Raw genomic sequence first — 18927 nt, forward strand, 5'->3', positions numbered from 1 at the left:
GGGCCGCTTAGAAGCCGGTGCCCATCTGGAACTGGAAGCGCTCCAGGCGGTCGCCCGGCAGCGAATTCAGCGGCTTAGCATAACTCAACTTGAGCGGACCGACCGGGGAAATCCAGGACAGGCCGATACCGGCCGAGTAGCGGAACTCGTCGTAGCGGATCTTCGCGTCTTCCTGGAACACCTGGCCGCCGTCGACGAAGGTGAACCAGCGCAGGCTGCGGTCGGTGCCGCTGCCCGGGAACGGGAACTGCAGCTCGGCGTTGCCGATGATGCGCTTGGAGCCGCCGATCGCATCGTAGTAGCGCGGATCGACCACGCCCAGCGACGAGCTCTCGTAGCCGCGCACCGAACCGATGCCGCCCGCGTAGAAGTTCTTGAACACCGGGTAGGCGCTGCCGCCGATGCCCTTGCCGTAATCGAACTCGCCGCGCAGGGCCAAGGTCATCCAGCGGGTCAGCGGCTTCCACCACTGGTGCTCATACACCATTCTGTAGTACTTGGCGTCGCCGATCGCGTCGATCTCGAAGTTGGCGCGCTGGAAGCGGCCGCGGGTCGGGGTCACGGCGCTGTCGCGGGTGTCGCGGCCCCAGGCCGCGGTCAGCGGAATCGCATTGGTGGTGGCCTTGCCGATGCCGCTGGCCGGGCCGCCGTTCTGGCGCACGAAGGTCTGGTAGACCGTCGGCGAGGTCTGGTCGGTTTCCAGCTCGGTGCGTTCCAGGCCGGCGCCGAAGTAGACGGTGTCGGATTCGGAGAACGGCACGCCGAAGGTCATATTGCCGCCCATCTGCTTGACGGTGTAGGAACCGATGTTCAGCGCCGGCGGACGCGAGGTGCGCAGGTACAGCGAGAAGGCGCGCGAGATGCCGTCGTCCGTGAAGTACGGATTGGTCTGCGAGAACGCGATCGTGCGGTTGTACTTGCTGGTGTTCAGTTCGATGCCGACCGTGTTGCCGCTACCGGCGAAGTTGGCCTGCGAGATCGACGCGGTGAAGGTGAACTTCTCGGACTGCGAGAAGGCGCCGCCGATCATGAAGTTACCGGTCGGTTTTTCTTCGACCGCGATGTTCACGTCCACCTGGTCCGAGGTGCCGGGCGACTCGGGCGTCTCGACCTTCACGTCCTTGAAGTAGCCGAGGCGGTCGACGCGGTCGCGCGAGAGCTTGACGCGGTTGGCGTCGTACCACGAGCTTTCGAACTGGCGGAATTCGCGGCGGATGACTTCGTCGCGGGTGACCGTATTGCCCGAGATGTTCATGTGGCGCACATAGGCGCGCTTGCCCGGATCGACGAAGAAGGTGAACGCGACTTCGCGTTTCTCGCGGTCGAGTTCCGGGTTGGCCGTCACGTTGGCGAAGGCGTAGCCGAAGGTGCCCAGGCGGTCGGCGATGAACTTGTTGGTCGCTTCCTGCAGGTCGCCGACATAGGTCTTGCCCGGCTGGAGCATGATCAGCTCCTTGAGCTCTTCCTCGCGGCCGAACATCTCGCCTTCGAGCTTGACGCTCGAGACGGTGTACTGCTCGCCCTCGGTGATGTTGAGGGTCAGGTAGATGTCGCGTTTATCGGGCGTGATCGAGACCTGGGTCGATTCGACGTTGGCTTCCAGGTAGCCGTGGTTCAGGTACCAGGACTTGATGGTCTCCAGGTCGCCGGTCAGCTTCTGCTTGGAATACTGGTCGGCCTTGGAGTACCAGGTGAACCAGCCCGACGGGCGCAGTTCGAGCAGCTGGCGCAGCTGCTTGTCGGAAAAGGCCTTGTTGCCGATGATGTTGATGCCCTTGATCTTGGCGACATCACCCTCGTCGATATTGAACATGACCGTCACGCGGTTGCGCTCAATCGGGGTCACGGTGGTGGTGATCTTGACGCCGTACAAGCCATGCGACAGGTACTGGCGCTTGAGCTCTTGCTCGGCGCGGTCGACCGAGGCCTTGTCGAAGATGCGGGTCTGGGCCACGCCGATCTCGGACAGCGCCTTGACCAGCATGTCTTTTTCGAATTCCTTGGTGCCGGTGAAATCGACCGACGAAATCGCCGGGCGTTCCTCGACCAGCACCACCAGCACGCCATTTTCTTCCTCAAGGCGGATGTCCTTGAAGAAGCCGGTGGCGTACAGTGCCTTGATCGCGCTCGATGCCTTGGCGTCGTCGAAGGTCTCGCCCACGCGCACCGGCAGGTAGCTGAACACGGTGCCGGCTTCGGTCCGCTGGATGCCTTCGACCCGGATATCCTTGACGACGAACGGGTTGGCGGCCAGCGCATTGCTTGCGCACAGGGTCAGCACGGCCGCGCCGATCAAGCTGCGACGAATGAACGGCAGGGCAAAACGATCTGGTTGTGATTTCATTGGCTGGATCAAAGGGTCAGTCATTTGGACAACGATTGCATATTATTCTGTGCCGGGAATGTCGCGCCCGACTCCGGGAGCGAATGCGGGCCGCTAAAGCAGCCGCACCAGGTCATTGAAGACGGCGAGCGCCATCAGCATGAACAGCAGGCCGACCCCGGCGCGCTGCGCGAACTCTCCGACGCGCGCAGGAAGGGGACGCCCGGTCAAAACTTCCAGCGAATAATACAGTAAATGGCCACCATCCAGAACTGGAATTGGTAACAAATTCATTACTCCTAAGCTGATACTAATAAAGGCGATGAACTGTAAATAGCTTACGAGACCTATTCTTGCAGTCTGTCCGGCATAATCGGCGATGGTAATGGGACCGGTCACATTCTTCCACGACGCTTCCCCGGTAATCATCTTCCAGATCATCTTGAGGGTCATCACGCTGGTGTCCCAGGTGCGCTCGGCACCGCGCGCGATCGCCTCGAACGGGCCCGAGCTCACGGTCACCATCTCCGGGGCCTGGGCCACCATGGCCTTGATCACGCCGCGGCCATTCGCATCCGGCTCCGGGGTCAAGGTCAGGGCCACGGAGCGTCCGCCCCGCTCGACCTCGATCGCCATCGGCCTGGCCGGCGATGCGCGCACGGCCTCGATGAAGGCGATGCCATCCACGACCGGCTTGCCGTCCATGCGCAGCACCAGGTCGCCGTCCCGCAGGCCGGCGCGCTGCCCTGCCCCATCCGCGATCACCTTCTCGATGCGCGGCTGCGGGCGCCACAGGTCCAGGCCCAGTTCGGCCATCACGTCGGTCTCGACGTCGAGCCGGCCCACCACGGCCGCCGGCAGCGTCGCGCTATAAACGCCGCCGTTGGCGCCGCGCAGTTCGAGGCGCGCGTCGGATTTATCGACCGCCGCCTGCACGACCTGCCAGCGCAACTCGGTCCACGAACGCACCTGATTGCCGTTCACCGCCACCACGGCATCGCCGCCGCGCACGCCGGCCTTCGCGGCTTCGGATGCCGCCGACGCCTCGCGCAGGCGCGCCGACGGTTCATCCACGCCATGCATATACAGCGCAGCCATCAGGCCGATCGCCAGCAGGAAGTTGGACAATGGGCCGGCGGCCACGATGGCGATCCGCTTCCAGACGTTCTGGCGCGTGAATTCGCGAGCCAGGTCGGCGTCGTTCGTCGGCGCGGTCTCGGGGTCGCGCGCGTCGAGCATCTTGACGTAGCCGCCCAGCGGCAGCATGGATACCGCCCATTCGGTCTGGTCCTTGCCGAAGCGGCGCGACCAGACCACGCGGCCCATCCCGACCGAAAAGCGCAGCACCTTGACGCCGCAGGCGCGCGCGACCAGGTAGTGGCCCAGTTCGTGGATCACGATCAGGGGACCGAGCGCCAGCACGAAGGCCAGCACGGTGTAAAGCATGGTCATGGCGGGGTCCAGGGGGTCAGCGCTGCAAGCCTGAAGCGACGTTCGATACGGCGTCGTTGGCGGCCGCGCGCGCACGCGCGTCCTGGGCCAGCACCGCCTCGATCGACGGGGCCGGGCCGTGCGGCACGACGTCGAGCGCGTGGCGAATCACGCGGTCGATGTCGCGGAAACCGATGCGGCGCTCGAGGAAGGCCTGCACCGCCACCTCGTTGGCCGCGTTCAGCAGGGCCGGGGCGGTGCCGCCCGCGCGTAATGCGTCGAACGCGAGCGCCAGGCAGGGGAAACGTTCGAAGTCGGGCGCGAAGAACTGCAGCCCGGCCATCTGCGTCAGGTCGAGCTGGGCCACGCCCGAATCGATCCGCTCCGGATACGCAAGCGCATTGGCGATCGGGGTGCGCATATCGGGGTTGCCCAGCTGGGCCAGCACCGAACCGTCCACATACGAGACCATCGAGTGGATCACGCTTTGCGGATGGATCACCACTTCGATCTGGTCGGCCGGCGCGCCGAACAGCCAGTGGGCCTCGATCACCTCCAGGCCCTTGTTCATCATGGTGGCCGAATCGACCGAGATCTTGCGGCCCATGACCCAGTTCGGGTGCTTGCAGGCTTCGTCGGGGGTCACGCTGCCCAGCGTGTCGACGGCGCGATTCAGGAACGGGCCGCCGGACGCGGTCAGGAGGATCTTGGCCACGCCGCAAGCGCCGGGCACGCGCGCATACGACGCCGGCAGCGCCTGGAAGATCGCATTGTGTTCGCTGTCGACCGGCAGCAGGGTTGCCTTGTGCTCGCGCACGGCATCCATGAACAGCTGGCCCGACATCACCAGCGCTTCCTTATTGGCCAGCAGGATCTTCTTGCCGGCGCGCGCCGCGGCGAGCGTCGGCGCGAGGCCCGCGGCGCCGACGATGGCGGCCATCACGATGTCGGTGTCCGCACTGGAGGCGATGTCGCACAGCGCCTGTTCGCCATATTCGACGCTGGTGGGCAGGTCGGCGATCAGGGCCGCGAGCTGCGCGGCGGCTTCAGGGCTGCCGACCACGGCGCGCTGCGGGCGGAACTGGCGGCAGGCGCCAGCCAGTTCTTCCACGCGCGAATGCGCGCTGAGGGCATAGACGCGGTAGCGGTCGGGATGGCGCGCCACAACGTCGAGGGTCGAGGCGCCGATCGAACCGGTGGCGCCAAGGATGGTAATGCCTTGCATGGAGACTTCCTTCTAGAGCCGGGTGGCGATCAGGGCCGCCAGCGGCAGGACCGGCACGAGTGCGTCGATCCGGTCCAGCACGCCGCCGTGGCCAGGCAGCAGATTGCTGCTGTCCTTCATGCCGGCACGGCGCTTGAGCTGGGATTCGAACAGGTCGCCGACCACGCTGGCGACGACGATGAGGGCGATGACGGCCAGCATGCCGGCCCAGCCGAAGCTGGCCTGCACGCGCACCGCGAAGGTGTTGGCGAGGGCCTCGCCGCCGAACAGGACGGTGAGCGAGGCCAGCAGCACGGTCACGATGCCGCCGCCGATGGCGCCTTCCCACGACTTGCCGGGCGAGATCGATGGCGCCAGTTTGTTCTTGCCGAAGGTCTTGCCGCACACATAGGCGAAGATGTCGGCCGACCACACGATGACGAGTACCGACAGCAGGAACAGGGCCGAGTACTGGAACAGCATGACGATGGCGGCGAAGCACGCCACCAGCGAAATCGCGTACAGCAGGCTCAGCAGCGTGTTCGGCGTGCTGGCCAGCGGCGGCAGGCCGAGCTTGAGGGTGGGCGCGAAACGCAATGCCCACAGCAGCGCGCCGATGGCGAACCAGAACGTCGGATCGCCCTGCTCGCGCATGAAGAAGGCATAGGCGAAGGCCAGGGTCCAGGCCACTGCGATCGCCACCGCGCTCTTCGCGCCCGGATTGAACAGGCGGAAACACTCCCAGATCGCTGCGCCGAAGAACACCGAAGCGACCACCGCGAACGCCGTGGGATTATTGGAGTACAACACCGGCAGCAGGACTGCCAGCAAAACGAGCGCGGTGACGATCCGGGTCTTGAGCATCAGTTGGTCTTCTTCGCTACTTGGGCGCTGGTCTGGCCGAAGCGCCGTTCGCGCGCCTGGAACGAGGCGATCGCCTCATCCAGCGCCGCGGGCGTGAAATCGGGCCAGAAGGTGCTTGTGAAATGCAGTTCGGCATACGCCAGCTGCCACAACAGGAAATTGGAGATGCGTTCCTCGCCGCCGGTCCGGATGAACAGGTCGGGTTCGGGCGCATATGCCATCGCCAGGTGCGGAGCCAGCATTTCCTCCGTAAATTCGGTCACGCCGGGGTTGGCCTGCACCATCTTCCCCGTTGCCTGCATGATATCCCAGCGGCCGCCATAGTTGGCGCACACGGTGACGGTCAGGCGGGTATTGCCGGCGGTGCGGCGCTCGGCATTGGCGATCATCTCTTGCAGCTTGGCGTCGAAGCGGCTCAGGTCGCCCACGACTTTCAGGCGAATATTATTGGCGTGCATCTTCGAGACTTCGCGCTCGAGCGCCGTCACGAACAGGCGCATCAAGAGCGAGACCTCGTCGGCCGGGCGGCGCCAGTTCTCGGACGAGAAGGCGAACAGGGTCAGGTACTCGACCCCGCGCAGCACGCAGGCCTCGACGATGCCGCGTACGGCTTCCACGCCCTTGACGTGGCCGGCGACGCGCGGCAGCAGGCGTTTGGTGGCCCAACGGCCATTGCCATCCATGATGATGGCGACGTGGCGCGGCACGGCGGGCGTCTCGGGAACGGCGGTGGTCGAACTTTTGAACATCTTGTATCCAGCAGGGCTGCGCCCGGACTTGCGTCCGGCGTTGCGCATATGGCCAATCAGAATTGGACAATCATAAGGTAGGCGGACCGGCCGCGGCAAGTTGCCGGGGCCGGTCCGCAAGAAAGCCGTTGAGCCCGACCTTACACCGTCAGGATTTCTTTCTCTTTTTCACCCAGCATCTTGTCGATGTCGGCCACGGCCTTGTCGGTCAGCTTCTGGATTTCGTCCGAGGCGCGGCGCTCGTCGTCTTCCGACGCGGTCTTGTCCTTCACCATTTTCTTGAGCGCTTCGTTGGCATCGCGGCGGATATTGCGCACGGCAATCTTCGCATCTTCGCCTTCGGACTTGGTCAGCTTGACCATCTCTTTGCGGCGCTCTTCGGTCAGCGGCGGGGTCGGCACGCGGATCATATCGCCCTGCGACGATGGGTTCAGGCCCAGGTCGGCGTCGCGGATCGCTTTTTCGATGGTCGCAGCCATTTTCTTTTCGAACGGCTGGACGCCGATGGTGCGCGCGTCGACCAGGGTCAGGTTGGCGACCATCGGCAGCGCGGTCGGGCTGCCATAGTAGTCGACCAGCACGTGGTCGAGGATGCCGGTGTGGGCACGGCCGGTGCGGACCTTGGCCAGGTCGGCTTTCAGGGTCTCGATGGACTTGATCATGCGCTCTTGCGCGTTCTTTTTGACGTCAGCCAGGGACATGCTGCTCTCCTTGTTGTTCAGTAAATATTTAAACGTGTACCAGTGTACCCTCGTCTTCACCCATGATCACGCGGGTCAGCGCGCCGGGTTTGACGATGGAGAACACCTTGATCGGCAGTTTCTGGTCGCGGCACAGCGCGAACGCGGTGGCGTCCATCACTTGCAGGTGCTTGGCGATCGCTTCGTCGAACGTGATGCTTTCGTAACGCGTCGCGTGCGGGTCTTTCTTGGGGTCGGCGCTGTAGACGCCGTCGACCTTGGTGGCCTTCAGGACGATCTCGGCCGAGATCTCGGCGCCACGCAGGGCGGCCGCGGTGTCGGTGGTGAAGAACGGGTTGCCGGTGCCGGCGGCGAACACGACCACTTTGCCTTCTTCCAGGTATTGCAGGGCTTTCGGGCGCACATACGGCTCGACCACCTGCTCGATGCCGATCGCCGACATGACGCGAGCGGTGATGCCGACGTGGCGCATGGCGTCGGCCAGGGCCAGCGCGTTCATGACGGTGGCCAGCATGCCCATGTAGTCGGCAGTGGCGCGGTCCATGCCCTGGGCGCCAGGAGCGACGCCGCGGAAGATGTTGCCGCCGCCAATCACGACCGCCACCTGCACGCCCAGCTTCGCCACTTCCGCCACGTCGGCCACCATGCGCTCGATGGTGGCGCGGTTGATGCCGAACGGGTCGTCGCCCATCAGCGCTTCGCCGGACAGTTTCAGGAGGACTCGTTGGTAGGCTGGTTTTGACATGATGAAGCGGCTCCTAATGTGATGTTTCGATGGTGCGAATTCGGGTCCGATCGCCGGCCCTTGGGCTGCGATCTCATCTGCCTTGGAGGCGATGGCATTGTAAGGCGGGCGCGGTCGGTGAGTCGCGCCGCTGGTAAGCATGCAGACTTGGATTCCCGCCTGCGCGGGAACGACGTGCGAAGGGTGCGGACTGCGGAGCCTTCTTCGGCCCGCGCCCCATCAACGTCGTTCCCGCGAAGGCGGGAACCCCAGTTTGCCGTGCAACCAGGAAATACTTCATGGCCGCAACACACAAACGATCCCACCTTAAAAAAACGGACCTTGCGGCCCGTTCTTTTTGATTACTGCTTGTTTGCAGCCATCTGGGCTGCAACTTCTGCTGCGAAGTCGTCGACCTTCTTCTCGATGCCCTCGCCCACCACGTACATGGCGAATGCCTTGACGCTGGTGTTCGATGCTTTCAGGTATTGCTCGATCGACTGCTTGTCGTTCTTCACGAATGCCTGGTTCAGCAGCGAAACTTCTTTCAGGTACTTCTGCACCGAACCGTCGATACGCTTGGCGACGATTTCGTCCGATTGCGGCTGCTTGCCTTCGGCGACAGCTTTTTCAGCGTCTTCCTTGGCCTTCAGTTCGGCGACCGAACGCTCTTTTTCGATCATTTCAGCAGGCACTTGCTCCGACGACAGAGCGACTGGCTTCATGGCAGCGATGTGCATGGCCAGGTCCTTGCCGACTTGCTCGTCCGCGCCTTCGAAGTCGACGATGACGCCGATGCGGGTGCCGTGCAGGTACGAAGCCAGCTTGCCGGTGGTTTCGAAACGCTGGAAGCGACGCACGGTCATGTTCTCGCCGATCTTGCCGATCAGGCTGGTACGCACGTCGTCGAAGGTCTTGCCGTCGTGCGGCAGCGCTGCCAGGGCAGCGACGTCGGCCGGATTGTTCTCGGCGACCAGCTTGGCGGCCAGGTTGACCATGGCCAGGAATTCTTCGTTCTTGGCGACGAAGTCGGTTTCGCTGTTGACTTCGACCAGCGCGCCGACGTTGCCGGAGATGTAGGTTGCCACGACGCCTTCGGCGGTGATGCGTGCCGATGCCTTCGATGCCTTGCCGCCCAGCTTGACGCGCAGGATCTCTTCAGCACGACCCATGTCGCCATCGGCTTCCGTCAGTGCTTTTTTGCATTCCATCATTGGCGCGTCGGTCTTCGCGCGCAGTTCGCCTACCATCGCTGCAGTAATCGCTGCCATGTTGATTTCTCCTAAATGTTTTATCCGGGTTGCAGGTCGTTACAACAACGCCCCACAGGTATTCAGCTTAAAAAAAGGGGGGCTCGTGTGTGCGGCGCCCCCTTCGATGTGTCAGCGGGTCATTGACCCGCCGTCACTTATGCCTGCTCGGAAACTTCGACGAAGTCGTCGCCGCCAGCCTTGACCATTTCAACGACTTCGTTGGTGGCGTTGGCGCGGCCTTCCAGGATCGCATCGGCGACGCCGCGTGCGTACAGGGTGATCGCTTTCGACGAGTCGTCGTTACCCGGGATGATGTGGGTCACGCCTTCTGGCGAGTGGTTGGTATCGACGATGCCGATGACCGGGATGCCCAGCTTGCCGGCTTCGGTGATGGTGCCCTTGTGGTAGCCGACGTCGACGACGAAGATCGCGTCAGGCACGCCGCCCAGGTCCTTGATGCCGCCGATCGACTTTTGCAGCTTTTCCATTTCGCGCGAGAACAGCAGCGCTTCTTTCTTCGACATCTTCTCGACCGAACCGTCTTCGACTTGCGCTTCCATGTCTTTCAGGCGCTTGATCGAGGTCTTGATGGTCTTGAAGTTGGTCAGCATGCCGCCCAGCCAGCGCTGGTCGACGTAAGGCACGCCAGCGCGCTGGGCTTCAGCGGCGATGATGTCGCGTGCCTGACGCTTGGTGCCGACCATCAGGATGGTGCCGCGGTTGGCCGAGATCTGCTTGATGGTTTTCATCGCATCCTGGTACATCGCCATGGTTTTTTCCAGGTTGATGATGTGGATCTTGTTGCGATGACCGAAGATGAACGGCGCCATCTTTGGGTTCCAGAAACGGGTCTGGTGGCCAAAGTGGATACCGGCTTCCAGCATTTCACGCATAGTAACGGACATGTAATTCTCCAGGGTTGGGTCTTGAATGTGGCCAGTCACCAGTCAGGCACCCTTTTAGGGCCACATTCGCGATTTCAATAAATTAAAGGTACAGTTTTTACAACATTGCTCGATGCGAATCCGAGCAACCCGAGATTCTAGCGGGATTTGCTATTTTATTCAAGCGTGACGTGGAGTCGGGGGCCGCCGCGACCCTGAGGAAGGAATGTTTCCTCTATAATGGACCCTTATTGCACACTCATTGCATCGACTACTGCAGGATAAGAATCCCTATGGCCTCCACTCCCAAAACTCCCGAAGAAATCGAAGGCATGCGCGTTGCCTGCCGCCTCGGCTCGGAAGTGCTCGACTATATCACCCCGTTCGTGAAGCCCGGCGTCACCACCGGCGAACTCGACCGCCTGGCGTATGAATACATGGTCAACGTCCAAGGCACGACCCCGGCGACCCTGAACTATGCCCCGCCCGGCTACCCGCCCTTCCCCGGCTCGATCTGCGCCTCGCTCAACGACGTGATCTGCCACGGCATCCCGGGCGAGCGCGTGCTGAAATCGGGCGATGCGCTCAACATCGACATCACCCCGATCACCAAGGACGGCTACCACGGCGACAACAGCCGCATGTACCTGGTCGGCGAGCCTTCGATCATGGCGCGCCGCCTGTCCGAGATCACCTTCGAGTGCATGTGGCTGGGCATCGCCGCCGTCAAGCCGGGCAAGCACCTGGGCGACATCGGCCATGCGATCCAGCAGCACGCCGAGAAGGCCGGCTACAGCGTGGTGCGTGAATTCTGCGGCCATGGCGTGGGCCGCGTGTTCCACGAAGAGCCGCAGGTGCTGCACTACGGCCGCCCCGGCACCCTTGAGGAACTCAAGCCGGGCATGATCTTCACCATCGAGCCGATGATCAACGCGGGTCGCCGCGACATCAAGGAAATGCCGGACGGCTGGACCATCAAGACGAAAGACCGCAGCCTGTCGGCCCAGTGGGAACACACGGTGCTGGTGACCGAGACCGGGGTCGAGGTGCTGACGATGTCGGCCGGCAGCCCGCCGCCGCCCGCCATCGTGCTGCCGCTCTTGAACCCGGGCGCGGTGCCGACCCTGGCCGCGGCCTGAAGGGAAGCCCATGGGACAGGCCGCACTGCTCGACACCGCCCGCACCACGCTGCGCCAGCGCCTGAAGGCCGAACGCCAGCTGGCGTTCCAGGCCTTCCAGGAAGACGGCAAGCCCGAAAAACTCCTGCGCGGCCTGCGCCAGGTGGTCGACGGCGTGCTGCTCGATGCCTGGCAGGCCGCCGGCCTGCCTGAGCACACCGCCCTGGTGGGCGTGGGCGGCTACGGGCGCGGCGAACTGTTCCCCTATTCCGACGTCGACCTCTTGATCCTGCTGGGACAGCCGGCCGACGCCATCACCCAGGCGCGCCTGGAAGGCCTGGTCCAGCTGCTGTGGGACCTGGGCCTGGAGATCGGCCACAGCATCCGCACCGTGGACGAGTGCCTCGTCGAGTCCGCCGCCGACATCACCGTGCAAACGAGCCTGCTGGAAGCGCGCCTGGTCACCGGCAGCGCGCCGCTGTTCGAGGAGCTGCAGCGGCGCTACCGCGACGCCCTCGATCCGCAAGCCTTCTTCCAGGCCAAGACCGCCGAGATGCGGCTGCGCCACGCCAAGTACGAATACACCGCCTTCGCGCTCGAACCGAACGTCAAGGAAAGCCCGGGCGCGCTGCGGGACCTGCAGGTGATCCTGTGGGTGGCCAAGGCCGCGGGTCTTGCCGACACCTTCGGCCAGCTCGCCACGCGCGGCCTGATCACGCGCATGGAAGCGCGCCAGCTGCTGGAAAAGGAAAGCGCCTTCAAGGACATCCGCATCCGCCTGCACTTGCATACGAAAAGGCGCGAAGACCGGCTGGTGTTCGACGTCCAGACCGCGATCGCCGGCACCCTGGGCCTCACCGCCAGCGGCGAAGGCCCGGATGCGCGCCGCGCCAGCGAATTTTTGATGCAACGCTACTACTGGGCCGCCAAGACCGTGACGCAGTTGAATACGATTCTGCTGCAGAACATCGAGGCCCAGCTGTTCCCGCAGCCGGCGGTGGCCGTCCCGATCAGCGCCCACTTCACCCAGGTGGGCAGCCTGATCGACGTCGTGGCCGACGACACCTTCGAGCAGCATCCGGCCGCCATCCTCGAGCTGTTCGTGGCGATGACCGAGCGCCGCGAACTGAAGGGCATGACGGCGCGCGCCACCCGCGCGCTGTGGCATGCGCGCACCCTGATCGACGAGGCCTTCCGCGCCGACCCGGCGAACAAGGCGCTGTTCCTGCGCGTGCTGCAGGCGCCGCGCGGCCTGGTGCACGCGCTGCGCCGCATGAACGAGTTCGGCATCCTGGGCCGCTACCTGCCCGCCTTCCGCAAGATCGTCGGCCAGATGCAGCACGACCTGTTCCACGTGTACACCGTGGACCAGCATATCATGATGGTGATCCGCAACCTGCGCCGCTTCACAATGCCGGAACACGCGCACGAATATCCGTTCTGCAGCCAGCTGATCGCCGACTTCCACGACCGCTGGCTGCTGTACGTGGCGGCCCTGTTCCACGACATCGCCAAGGGCCGCGGCGGCGACCATTCCAAGCTCGGCATGGATGACGCGCGCGGGTTCTGCCGCGAGCACGGCATCGGCGAGGAAGACACCGAACTGGTGGTGTTCCTGGTCGAGCAGCACCTGACCATGTCGACGGTGGCGCAGAAGCAGGACCTGTCCGACCCGGACGTGATCCAGGCCTTCGCCGCCGTGGTGAAGGACGAGCGGCATCTGACCGCGCTCTACCTCCTGACGGTCGCCGACATCCGCGGCACCAGTCCCAAGGTGTGGAACGCCTGGAAGGCCAAGCTGCTGGAAGACCTGTACAAGGTCACCTTGCGCGTGCTGGGCGGCGAGCCGCATTCGGCCGACCGCGAGCTGCGCACGCGCCAGAAGGAAGCGCTGGCCACCCTGCGCCTGTTCGGCCTGGACGCCAATGCCCACGAAGCGCTGTGGAAGCAGCTCGACGTGGCCTACTTCCTGCGCCACGACGCCTCCGATATCGCCTGGCAGACGCGCGCGCTGGTCGACAAGGTCGACGCCGACAAGCCCGTGGTCAGGGCGCGGCTGGCGCCGATCGGCGAAGGCCTGCAGGTGGCGGTCTACGTCAAGGACCAGCCCGACCTGTTCGCACGCATCTGCAGCTACTTCGACCGCAAGAACTTCAGCATCCTGGACGCCAAGATCCACACCACGCGCCACGGCTATGCGCTGGACAGCTTCCTGGTGGCGGACGAGAACTTCGCCGGCAGCTACCGCGACATCATCAGCCTGATCGAGCACGAGCTGTGCTCGCAACTGCTGTCGCAGGAGCCGCTGCCGCCCTTGGCGCGCGGGCGCCTGTCGCGCGTGGCGCGCACCTTCCCGATCACGCCGACGGTCGAACTGCGGCCGGACGAGCGCGGCCAGTTCCATGTGCTGTCGATCGCCGCCAACGACCGCATGGGCCTGTTGTACGCGATCGCCAGCGTGCTGGCGCGCTACCGGCTGAATCTGCACACCGCCAAGATCATGACCCTGGGCGAGCGCGTCGAGGACGTGTTCCTGATCGACGGCCCGGCCCTGAACAATCCACGCACCCAGGTGCAGCTAGAGACCGATCTTCTTGATGCACTGAAGGTCTAGCCCTCAACGTTTGATTCACCCCTTTTTACAGTAAAGCTTTACCGATGACCGAACCGCTCCGCCTCTCCAAACGTATGTCCGAACTCGGCCTCTGCTCGCGCCGCGAAGCCGATGAATGGATCGCCCGCGGCTGGGTGCGGGTGGACGGCAAGGTCGTCTCGGAACTGGGCAGCAAAGTGCTGCCCACCCAGCGCATCACGGTCGAGCGCCAGGCCGCGGCCGAGCAATCGAAACGCGTGACCATCCTGATCAACAAGCCGGTCGGCTATGTCAGCGGCCAGGCCGAGGACGGCTATACGCCGGCGATCGCCCTGATCAAGCCCGAGAACCGCTGGGCGGACGATCCGGCGCCCGAGCAGTTCCATCCGACCCAGTTGCGCAGCCTGGTGCCGTGCGGTCGCCTGGACATCGATTCGGTGGGCCTGCTCGTGCTGTCGCAGGACGGCCGCATCGCCAAGCACCTGATCGGCGAGACCACCTCGGTCGACAAGGAATACCTGGTGCGGGTGCAGTACACCAAGCCGGGCAAGCTGCCCGACAGCGACCTGAAAAAGCTGAACCACGGCTTGTGGATGGACGGTAAACCGCTGCTGCCGGCCAAGGTGCGCTGGCAGAACGACGACCAACTCAGTTTTACCCTGCGCGAAGGCAAGAAACGCCAGATCCGCCGCATGTGCGATATGGTCGGGCTGAAGGTCGTGGGCTTGAAGCGCGTGCGCATTGGGAAGGTCAAGCTGGGCAACCTGCCCGAGGGCCAATGGCGCTACCTGGCCCCTGACGAGCAGTTCTAACCGTTCGGTAGCGGCGCGTCCCCCGCCAGCAGGCCCTCGGCCTTCAGCGCTTCCCAGAACGCCGGCGGGATCACGATGTCCATCAGCGCCGCATTGCGCTGCAGGTGCGCCACGCTGCTGGCGCCGGGGATGGTGGCCGCCACCACTGGATGCGCCAGGCCGAACTGCAGCGCCGCCGCCGGCAGGTCGACGCCGTGGCGCGCCGCCACCTGGCGCAGGCGCTCGCGCTGCGCGATCTTGTCTTCGTCCGCCGGACCGTAATCGTAATTGGGGCCGCCCGCCAGGAAGCCCGAGTTGAACGGCCCGCCCAGCACCACCTTCGCGCCGCGCGCCTCGCACAGCGGGAACAGCTCGTCCAATGGCGTGGTTTCCATCAGCGTGTAGCGCCCGGCCAGCAGGAAGATGTCGGGGTCGGAATCGCGCAGCGCGCGCAGGCAGGGGTCGACCGTGTTTACGCCCAGCCCCCAGCCCTTGATCACGCCCTCGTCGCGCAGCTTCACCAGTCCCTCGAAGGCCCCGCCGCGGCCGGCCGCGATCGCGTAGTAGTGCTCGTACTCGGCCTGGCTGAAACGGTCCGGCGACAGGTCGTGCACGTAGACGATATCGATGTGCGACAGCGCCATACGCTGCAGGCTGTCCTCGATCGAGCGGCGCGCGCCGTCGGCCGTGTAGTCGGTGATGCGCCGGAACGGCAAGCCACCCACGAAAGGCGCGGCGATCTCGGGTGTTTCGCTCGGCGCCAGGATGCGGCCGACCTTGGACGACAGCGTGTACTCATTGCGCGGACGGCGCCGCAAGGCCTGGCCGAAACGGTGCTCGGACAGCCCGGCGCCGTAGTGCGGCGCGGTGTCGAAATAGCGGATGCCGGCGTCCCAGGCGGCGTCGACGGTGGACTGCGCCGCATCTTCGCCCGTGTGGTGGTACATATCACCCAGGCCGGTGCCGCCGAGGCCCAGGCGCGTGATCGGTTGATAGCGCTGCGTCATCGTTCTGTCCTTTCTCGACTGCTCATGATGGGACAGATTCTGCCTGCCTGACCGCGACGTCGGCGCACGCCAGCGCTGCGGCGAAACAACGCCTTCAGGCCGCGCGCCGGCTCTCGATCTGCACCAGCGCGGCGCCCAGCACGTCGAGATCGACCGGCTTGGCGAACAGGTCGTGGAAACCCGCCGCCAGCGCCAGCGCCCGGTCCTTCTCTTGCGCATAACCCGTCACCGCGATCAGGATCGCCTGCGACGCCCCGGGCTTCTTGCGGAGCGCGGCGGCCAGCTCGTAGCCGTTCATCTCGGGCAGGCCGATGTCGAGCAGGCAGACGTCCGGCCCGAAGCCCGGCAGCGCGGCCAATGCCTCGCGCGCGGAATGGGCGACCAGTACCGTATGCCCCAGGGTTTCGAGCAGCAGCGACAAGGTGACCGCTGCGTCCTCGTTGTCGTCGACCACGCCGATGCGCAGCGCCGGCAGCTTGCCCTGCGGGGCGTTGCGGTCGCGCGCGCGCCGCTCGATCTGTGCGCGCGTCGACAGCGGCAAGCTGACGTGGAAGGTGCTGCCCTGTCCCGGGCCGTCGCTGCTGGCGCTGACCGCGCCGCCGTGCAGCTTGAGCAGGCTGCGCACCAGCGCCAGCCCGATGCCCAGGCCACCCTGGCTGCGGTCCAGGCCGCGCGCGCCTTGCGCGAACAGGTCGAAGGCGCAGGCGATCAGTTCGGGCGACATGCCGATGCCGTCGTCGCGGATCTCGAGGCCGAGCGCAGCGCCATCGGTCGTCAGGCGCACCTCGATACGTCCGCCTTCGAGGGTGTATTTGGCGGCGTTGCTGAGCAGGTTGGTCATGACCTGCACCAGGCGCTTGCGGTCGCCGACCACGACGGCGCGCGCCGGCGGCAAGTCCAGGGTCAGGCGGTGCCGGTGCTTCTCGATCAGCGGCCGCACCTGTTCGACGGCGTCGGCGATGACGTCCTTGAAGTCCAGCTCGCGCAGCTCGAGTTCCACCTTGCCGCGCGTGACGCGCGAGACGTCCAGCAGGTCGTCGATCAGCGACGTCATGTGGCCGGCCTGGCGCGCCACGATCTCGCTGGCCCGCTGCACCATGGCGGGGTCGAGGTTGAAGTTGGACAGCATGGTTGCGGCCGAGACGATCGGCGCCAGCGGATTGCGCAGCTCGTGCGCAAGCATGGCGAGGAACTCGTCCTTGCGCTGGTCGGCCTGGCGCAACGCGGCGATCAGGGCGTCCTGCTCGGCCATGGCCTTGCGCAGCTCGATCTGGCTCATGATCTGGTGCGCCAGGGTGGCCAGCACGAACTGTTCCTGCTCGCTCAAGCCCTGCGGCCGCGGCTTGTCATCCAGCACGCACAGGGTGCCGAGCGGCACGCCGTCGCGCGTCTTGAGCAGGGCCCCGGCATAGAAGCGCAAACCGGCATCCTTCGTCACCAGCGGATTGCACCTGAAACGCGGATCATCGCGCGTGTCGGGCACGATCAACTGCTGCTCTTCGAGCAGCGCGAAGCGGCAGATCGAGTCGTCCAGCGGCATCTCGCGCGTGCCCAGGCCGATCTCGGACTTGAACCACTGCCGCCCGCGCGCAATCAGGTTGACCGCGGCGATCGGCGCCGACAGCAGCTGGCTGACCAGGCGCACGACGTCGTCGAACGAGCGCTCGGGCGGCGTATCGAGGATGCCGTAGGAATCGAGGACGGCGAGACGCGCTTCTTCGTCGAGGGTGGCGGTGCTGGACGTCATGGGTGGTCGGAGGTGGCGAAATCTGGCCGACAACTCGCCGGCTGGCCGCCAATTATAGGAACAAAGCGGCGCACACGGCCACACGGAACGTCCGGGAAAGTTTGCCCCGGGTCTTGCAATCGCGCCTGGACGGCGTTCAGGCGCCGAAGCGCCTGGCCCCGATCGCGATCCAGACCACCACGCCCAGCACCGACAGCGGCGTCAGGAAGGTCATCGGCACCATCAGGCCGGGCCGCTTGGCCACTGCCCAGGCGCAGCCCAGGTTGACCGGCGCCGGCAGCAGCAGGCGCAGCGCCGCGTAGCGGTTCAGGCGCGCGGCCTGGTCCTGTGCCGTCGGGTAATGCACGAAGTTGAGCAGCTTGCGCCCGGGCGCTGCGTACAGCACGATGGCGAGGATGAGGAAGATCGTGGCGAACAGCAGGAAAGGATGGCTCAAGACAGGCGGTCCGCTCAAGCCATGCCTGGACGCAAGCGGCGCCACACGGCCCGCGCCGCCGTGTGCACCAGCCAGGAGGACAGCGCGATAACCGCCCCGAACATGGCGGGCAGGACCGGGCCGGCCACCCAGCTCATGGCCAGCACGAAGCCCAGCAGATACTCGGCATGCCACAGGCGCACCACGAGCGCCAGCGCCAGCAGGCCGAAGAAGAGGTAATCGACCAGCGGGCTGCCGGCCGCGAACAGCGCCGCCAGCGTGGCTCCATAGGCCAGCGCGCACAGGAAAGCGATGAGGGGCGCCGGCTTGAGCGAGGATCCGCCGCTGGCGGCAAGTCGCGCGCGGCGCTCGACCCTGCCGACGGTCCACCAGGTCAGCAGCGGCACCAGCAGCAGGCCCCACCAGTTGGAGACTGCCGGCAGGTCGGGATTGGCCAGCAGGTGATGCGCCAGCACGCCGCCATGCAGATGCTCGCGCGCGAGCAGGGCCAGTTCGGCGCACAGCGCCAGGAGAGTCAGGAGGGTGCGGCGACGGCTGGTGGAGGCTGCGTGCATGGGGTTCCCGGGCTGGAGGTGGAGGAGCTCAAGCGCCTCACGTTACCAGAAGTCGCGGCCCCGATCTACGGCGCCAACGGATTCCATGCCACCGTCATGAAGTGCATACGTCTTTAGCCGCCCAGCACCGTGACGACCACGCGCCGCCGGTGCGGCGCCGTGCGGTGCTCCCACAGGTAGATGCCCTGCCAGGTGCCCAGCAGCATATTCCCTGCCCCGACCGGAATCGTGAGCGCGCTGTCGGTGAGCATGGTGCGGCCGTGGGCCGACATATCGTCCGGCCCTTCGGCGTCGTGGCGGTAGGCCGGGTCGCCGTCCGGCGCCAGGCGCGAGACGATGGTTTCCAGGTCGCGCCGGACGTCGCCGTCGGCGTTCTCGGTGAGCAGCAGCGAGCAGCTGGTGTGCTGCACGAAGACGTGGACCAGGCCGCATTGCAGCTTTGATGCCGCGACCACCGCGGCGACGTCGCGCGTGATGTCGCGGGTGCCGCGCCCGCCGGTGGAGAATTCGAGGATGGTTTGATGCGCCATGCCGCTGTCCTGTGATCG

Annotated in this window: 17 protein-coding genes; 3 read left to right on the forward strand and 14 right to left on the reverse strand. The window is 65.3% G+C overall.

What is annotated here, in order from left to right; genetic code table 11:
* Nucleotides 1-7 precede the first annotated feature (7 nt).
* From bamA to rpsB, 9 genes are all read right to left on the reverse strand, one after another.
* Entirely contained in the window at nt 8-2344 is a 2337-nt protein-coding gene (gene bamA / locus AC3A6F_RS17580) for an outer membrane protein assembly factor BamA (protein WP_487682951.1), read from the reverse strand.
* 93 nt (nt 2345-2437) lie between these two features.
* The gene (gene rseP, locus AC3A6F_RS17585) at nt 2438-3775 is read right to left on the reverse strand and encodes an RIP metalloprotease RseP (protein ID WP_487682953.1); all 1338 of its coding nucleotides are present in this window, start codon (nt 3773-3775) and stop codon (nt 2438-2440) included.
* Nucleotides 3776-3791: 16 nt separating this feature from the next.
* Entirely contained in the window at nt 3792-4979 is a 1188-nt protein-coding gene (ispC, locus tag AC3A6F_RS17590) for a 1-deoxy-D-xylulose-5-phosphate reductoisomerase (RefSeq protein WP_487682955.1), read from the reverse strand.
* 12 nt (nt 4980-4991) lie between these two features.
* On the reverse strand, nt 4992-5822 hold the full coding sequence (locus tag AC3A6F_RS17595) for a phosphatidate cytidylyltransferase (RefSeq protein WP_487682957.1): 831 nt from the start codon (nt 5820-5822) through the stop codon (nt 4992-4994).
* Nucleotides 5822-6571 (reverse strand): polyprenyl diphosphate synthase, encoded by a 750-nt coding sequence (gene uppS / locus AC3A6F_RS17600; RefSeq protein WP_487682959.1) that lies wholly within the window; start codon nt 6569-6571, stop codon nt 5822-5824. The genes AC3A6F_RS17595 and uppS overlap by 1 nt, the downstream gene beginning before the upstream one ends.
* Before the next feature lie 140 nt (nt 6572-6711).
* Nucleotides 6712-7272: a ribosome recycling factor gene (gene frr / locus AC3A6F_RS17605; RefSeq protein WP_487682961.1), complete on the reverse strand. Its 561-nt coding sequence runs from the start codon at nt 7270-7272 to the stop codon at nt 6712-6714.
* A gap of 28 nt (nt 7273-7300) precedes the next feature.
* A complete protein-coding gene (gene pyrH, locus AC3A6F_RS17610; protein WP_123070380.1) occupies nt 7301-8017 on the reverse strand; it encodes a UMP kinase in 717 nt (238 codons plus the stop codon).
* A 341-nt stretch (nt 8018-8358) separates the two neighbouring features.
* Nucleotides 8359-9267, reverse strand: a complete 909-nt coding sequence (gene tsf / locus AC3A6F_RS17615; protein ID WP_487682963.1) for a translation elongation factor Ts — start codon at nt 9265-9267, stop codon at nt 8359-8361.
* A gap of 137 nt (nt 9268-9404) precedes the next feature.
* Complete coding sequence (rpsB, locus tag AC3A6F_RS17620) at nt 9405-10154, reverse strand: 30S ribosomal protein S2 (RefSeq protein ID WP_487682965.1); 750 nt, start codon at nt 10152-10154, stop codon at nt 9405-9407.
* 272 nt (nt 10155-10426) lie between these two features.
* On the opposite strand from rpsB, the gene map reads away from it, so the two are divergent.
* From map to AC3A6F_RS17635, 3 genes are read left to right on the forward strand one after another with little or no spacing between them, the layout of a single operon-like run.
* On the forward strand, nt 10427-11272 hold the full coding sequence (gene map / locus AC3A6F_RS17625; RefSeq protein ID WP_487682967.1) for a type I methionyl aminopeptidase: 846 nt from the start codon (nt 10427-10429) through the stop codon (nt 11270-11272).
* Between the two features lie 10 nt (nt 11273-11282).
* Entirely contained in the window at nt 11283-13865 is a 2583-nt protein-coding gene (locus tag AC3A6F_RS17630) for a [protein-PII] uridylyltransferase (RefSeq protein ID WP_487682969.1), read from the forward strand.
* Nucleotides 13866-13909: 44 nt separating this feature from the next.
* Nucleotides 13910-14656 (forward strand): pseudouridine synthase, encoded by a 747-nt coding sequence (locus AC3A6F_RS17635; RefSeq protein WP_487682971.1) that lies wholly within the window; start codon nt 13910-13912, stop codon nt 14654-14656.
* On the opposite strand, the gene AC3A6F_RS17640 is transcribed toward AC3A6F_RS17635, so the two are convergent.
* The 5 genes from AC3A6F_RS17640 to AC3A6F_RS17660 form a co-directional block, all read right to left on the reverse strand.
* Entirely contained in the window at nt 14653-15642 is a 990-nt protein-coding gene (locus AC3A6F_RS17640) for an aldo/keto reductase (protein WP_487682973.1), read from the reverse strand. The two genes, AC3A6F_RS17635 and AC3A6F_RS17640, sit on opposite strands and share 4 nt — an antisense overlap.
* Before the next feature lie 94 nt (nt 15643-15736).
* On the reverse strand, nt 15737-17389 hold the full coding sequence (locus AC3A6F_RS17645; RefSeq protein WP_487682975.1) for a hybrid sensor histidine kinase/response regulator: 1653 nt from the start codon (nt 17387-17389) through the stop codon (nt 15737-15739).
* 136 nt (nt 17390-17525) lie between these two features.
* The gene (locus tag AC3A6F_RS17650) at nt 17526-17825 is read right to left on the reverse strand and encodes a hypothetical protein (RefSeq protein ID WP_487682977.1); all 300 of its coding nucleotides are present in this window, start codon (nt 17823-17825) and stop codon (nt 17526-17528) included.
* A gap of 14 nt (nt 17826-17839) precedes the next feature.
* The gene (locus AC3A6F_RS17655) at nt 17840-18379 is read right to left on the reverse strand and encodes a hypothetical protein (protein ID WP_487682978.1); all 540 of its coding nucleotides are present in this window, start codon (nt 18377-18379) and stop codon (nt 17840-17842) included.
* Between the two features lie 113 nt (nt 18380-18492).
* Nucleotides 18493-18909, reverse strand: a complete 417-nt coding sequence (locus tag AC3A6F_RS17660) for a secondary thiamine-phosphate synthase enzyme YjbQ (protein ID WP_487682980.1) — start codon at nt 18907-18909, stop codon at nt 18493-18495.
* Nucleotides 18910-18927: the final 18 nt, after the last annotated feature.

Source organism: Massilia sp. Soil_C_3 (assembly GCF_057657035.1).

Excerpts from the sequence above, each read along its gene's own strand:
- AC3A6F_RS17655 (WP_487682978.1), bottom strand. The coding sequence starts at position 18,379 with ATGCACGCAGCCTCCACCAGCCGTCGCCGCACCCTCCTGACTCTCCTG.
- AC3A6F_RS17630 (WP_487682969.1), top strand. The coding sequence starts at position 11,283 with ATGGGACAGGCCGCACTGCTCGACACCGCCCGCACCACGCTGCGCCAG.
- bamA (WP_487682951.1), bottom strand. The coding sequence starts at position 2,344 with ATGAAATCACAACCAGATCGTTTTGCCCTGCCGTTCATTCGTCGCAGC.
- uppS (WP_487682959.1), bottom strand. The coding sequence starts at position 6,571 with ATGTTCAAAAGTTCGACCACCGCCGTTCCCGAGACGCCCGCCGTGCCG.
- rseP (WP_487682953.1), bottom strand. The coding sequence starts at position 3,775 with ATGACCATGCTTTACACCGTGCTGGCCTTCGTGCTGGCGCTCGGTCCC.
- map (WP_487682967.1), top strand. The coding sequence starts at position 10,427 with ATGGCCTCCACTCCCAAAACTCCCGAAGAAATCGAAGGCATGCGCGTT.
- AC3A6F_RS17660 (WP_487682980.1), bottom strand. The coding sequence starts at position 18,909 with ATGGCGCATCAAACCATCCTCGAATTCTCCACCGGCGGGCGCGGCACC.
- frr (WP_487682961.1), bottom strand. The coding sequence starts at position 7,272 with ATGTCCCTGGCTGACGTCAAAAAGAACGCGCAAGAGCGCATGATCAAG.
- ispC (WP_487682955.1), bottom strand. The coding sequence starts at position 4,979 with ATGCAAGGCATTACCATCCTTGGCGCCACCGGTTCGATCGGCGCCTCG.
- rpsB (WP_487682965.1), bottom strand. The coding sequence starts at position 10,154 with ATGTCCGTTACTATGCGTGAAATGCTGGAAGCCGGTATCCACTTTGGC.
- AC3A6F_RS17635 (WP_487682971.1), top strand. The coding sequence starts at position 13,910 with ATGACCGAACCGCTCCGCCTCTCCAAACGTATGTCCGAACTCGGCCTC.
- pyrH (WP_123070380.1), bottom strand. The coding sequence starts at position 8,017 with ATGTCAAAACCAGCCTACCAACGAGTCCTCCTGAAACTGTCCGGCGAA.
- AC3A6F_RS17595 (WP_487682957.1), bottom strand. The coding sequence starts at position 5,822 with ATGCTCAAGACCCGGATCGTCACCGCGCTCGTTTTGCTGGCAGTCCTG.
- tsf (WP_487682963.1), bottom strand. The coding sequence starts at position 9,267 with ATGGCAGCGATTACTGCAGCGATGGTAGGCGAACTGCGCGCGAAGACC.
- AC3A6F_RS17645 (WP_487682975.1), bottom strand. The coding sequence starts at position 17,389 with ATGACGTCCAGCACCGCCACCCTCGACGAAGAAGCGCGTCTCGCCGTC.
- AC3A6F_RS17640 (WP_487682973.1), bottom strand. The coding sequence starts at position 15,642 with ATGACGCAGCGCTATCAACCGATCACGCGCCTGGGCCTCGGCGGCACC.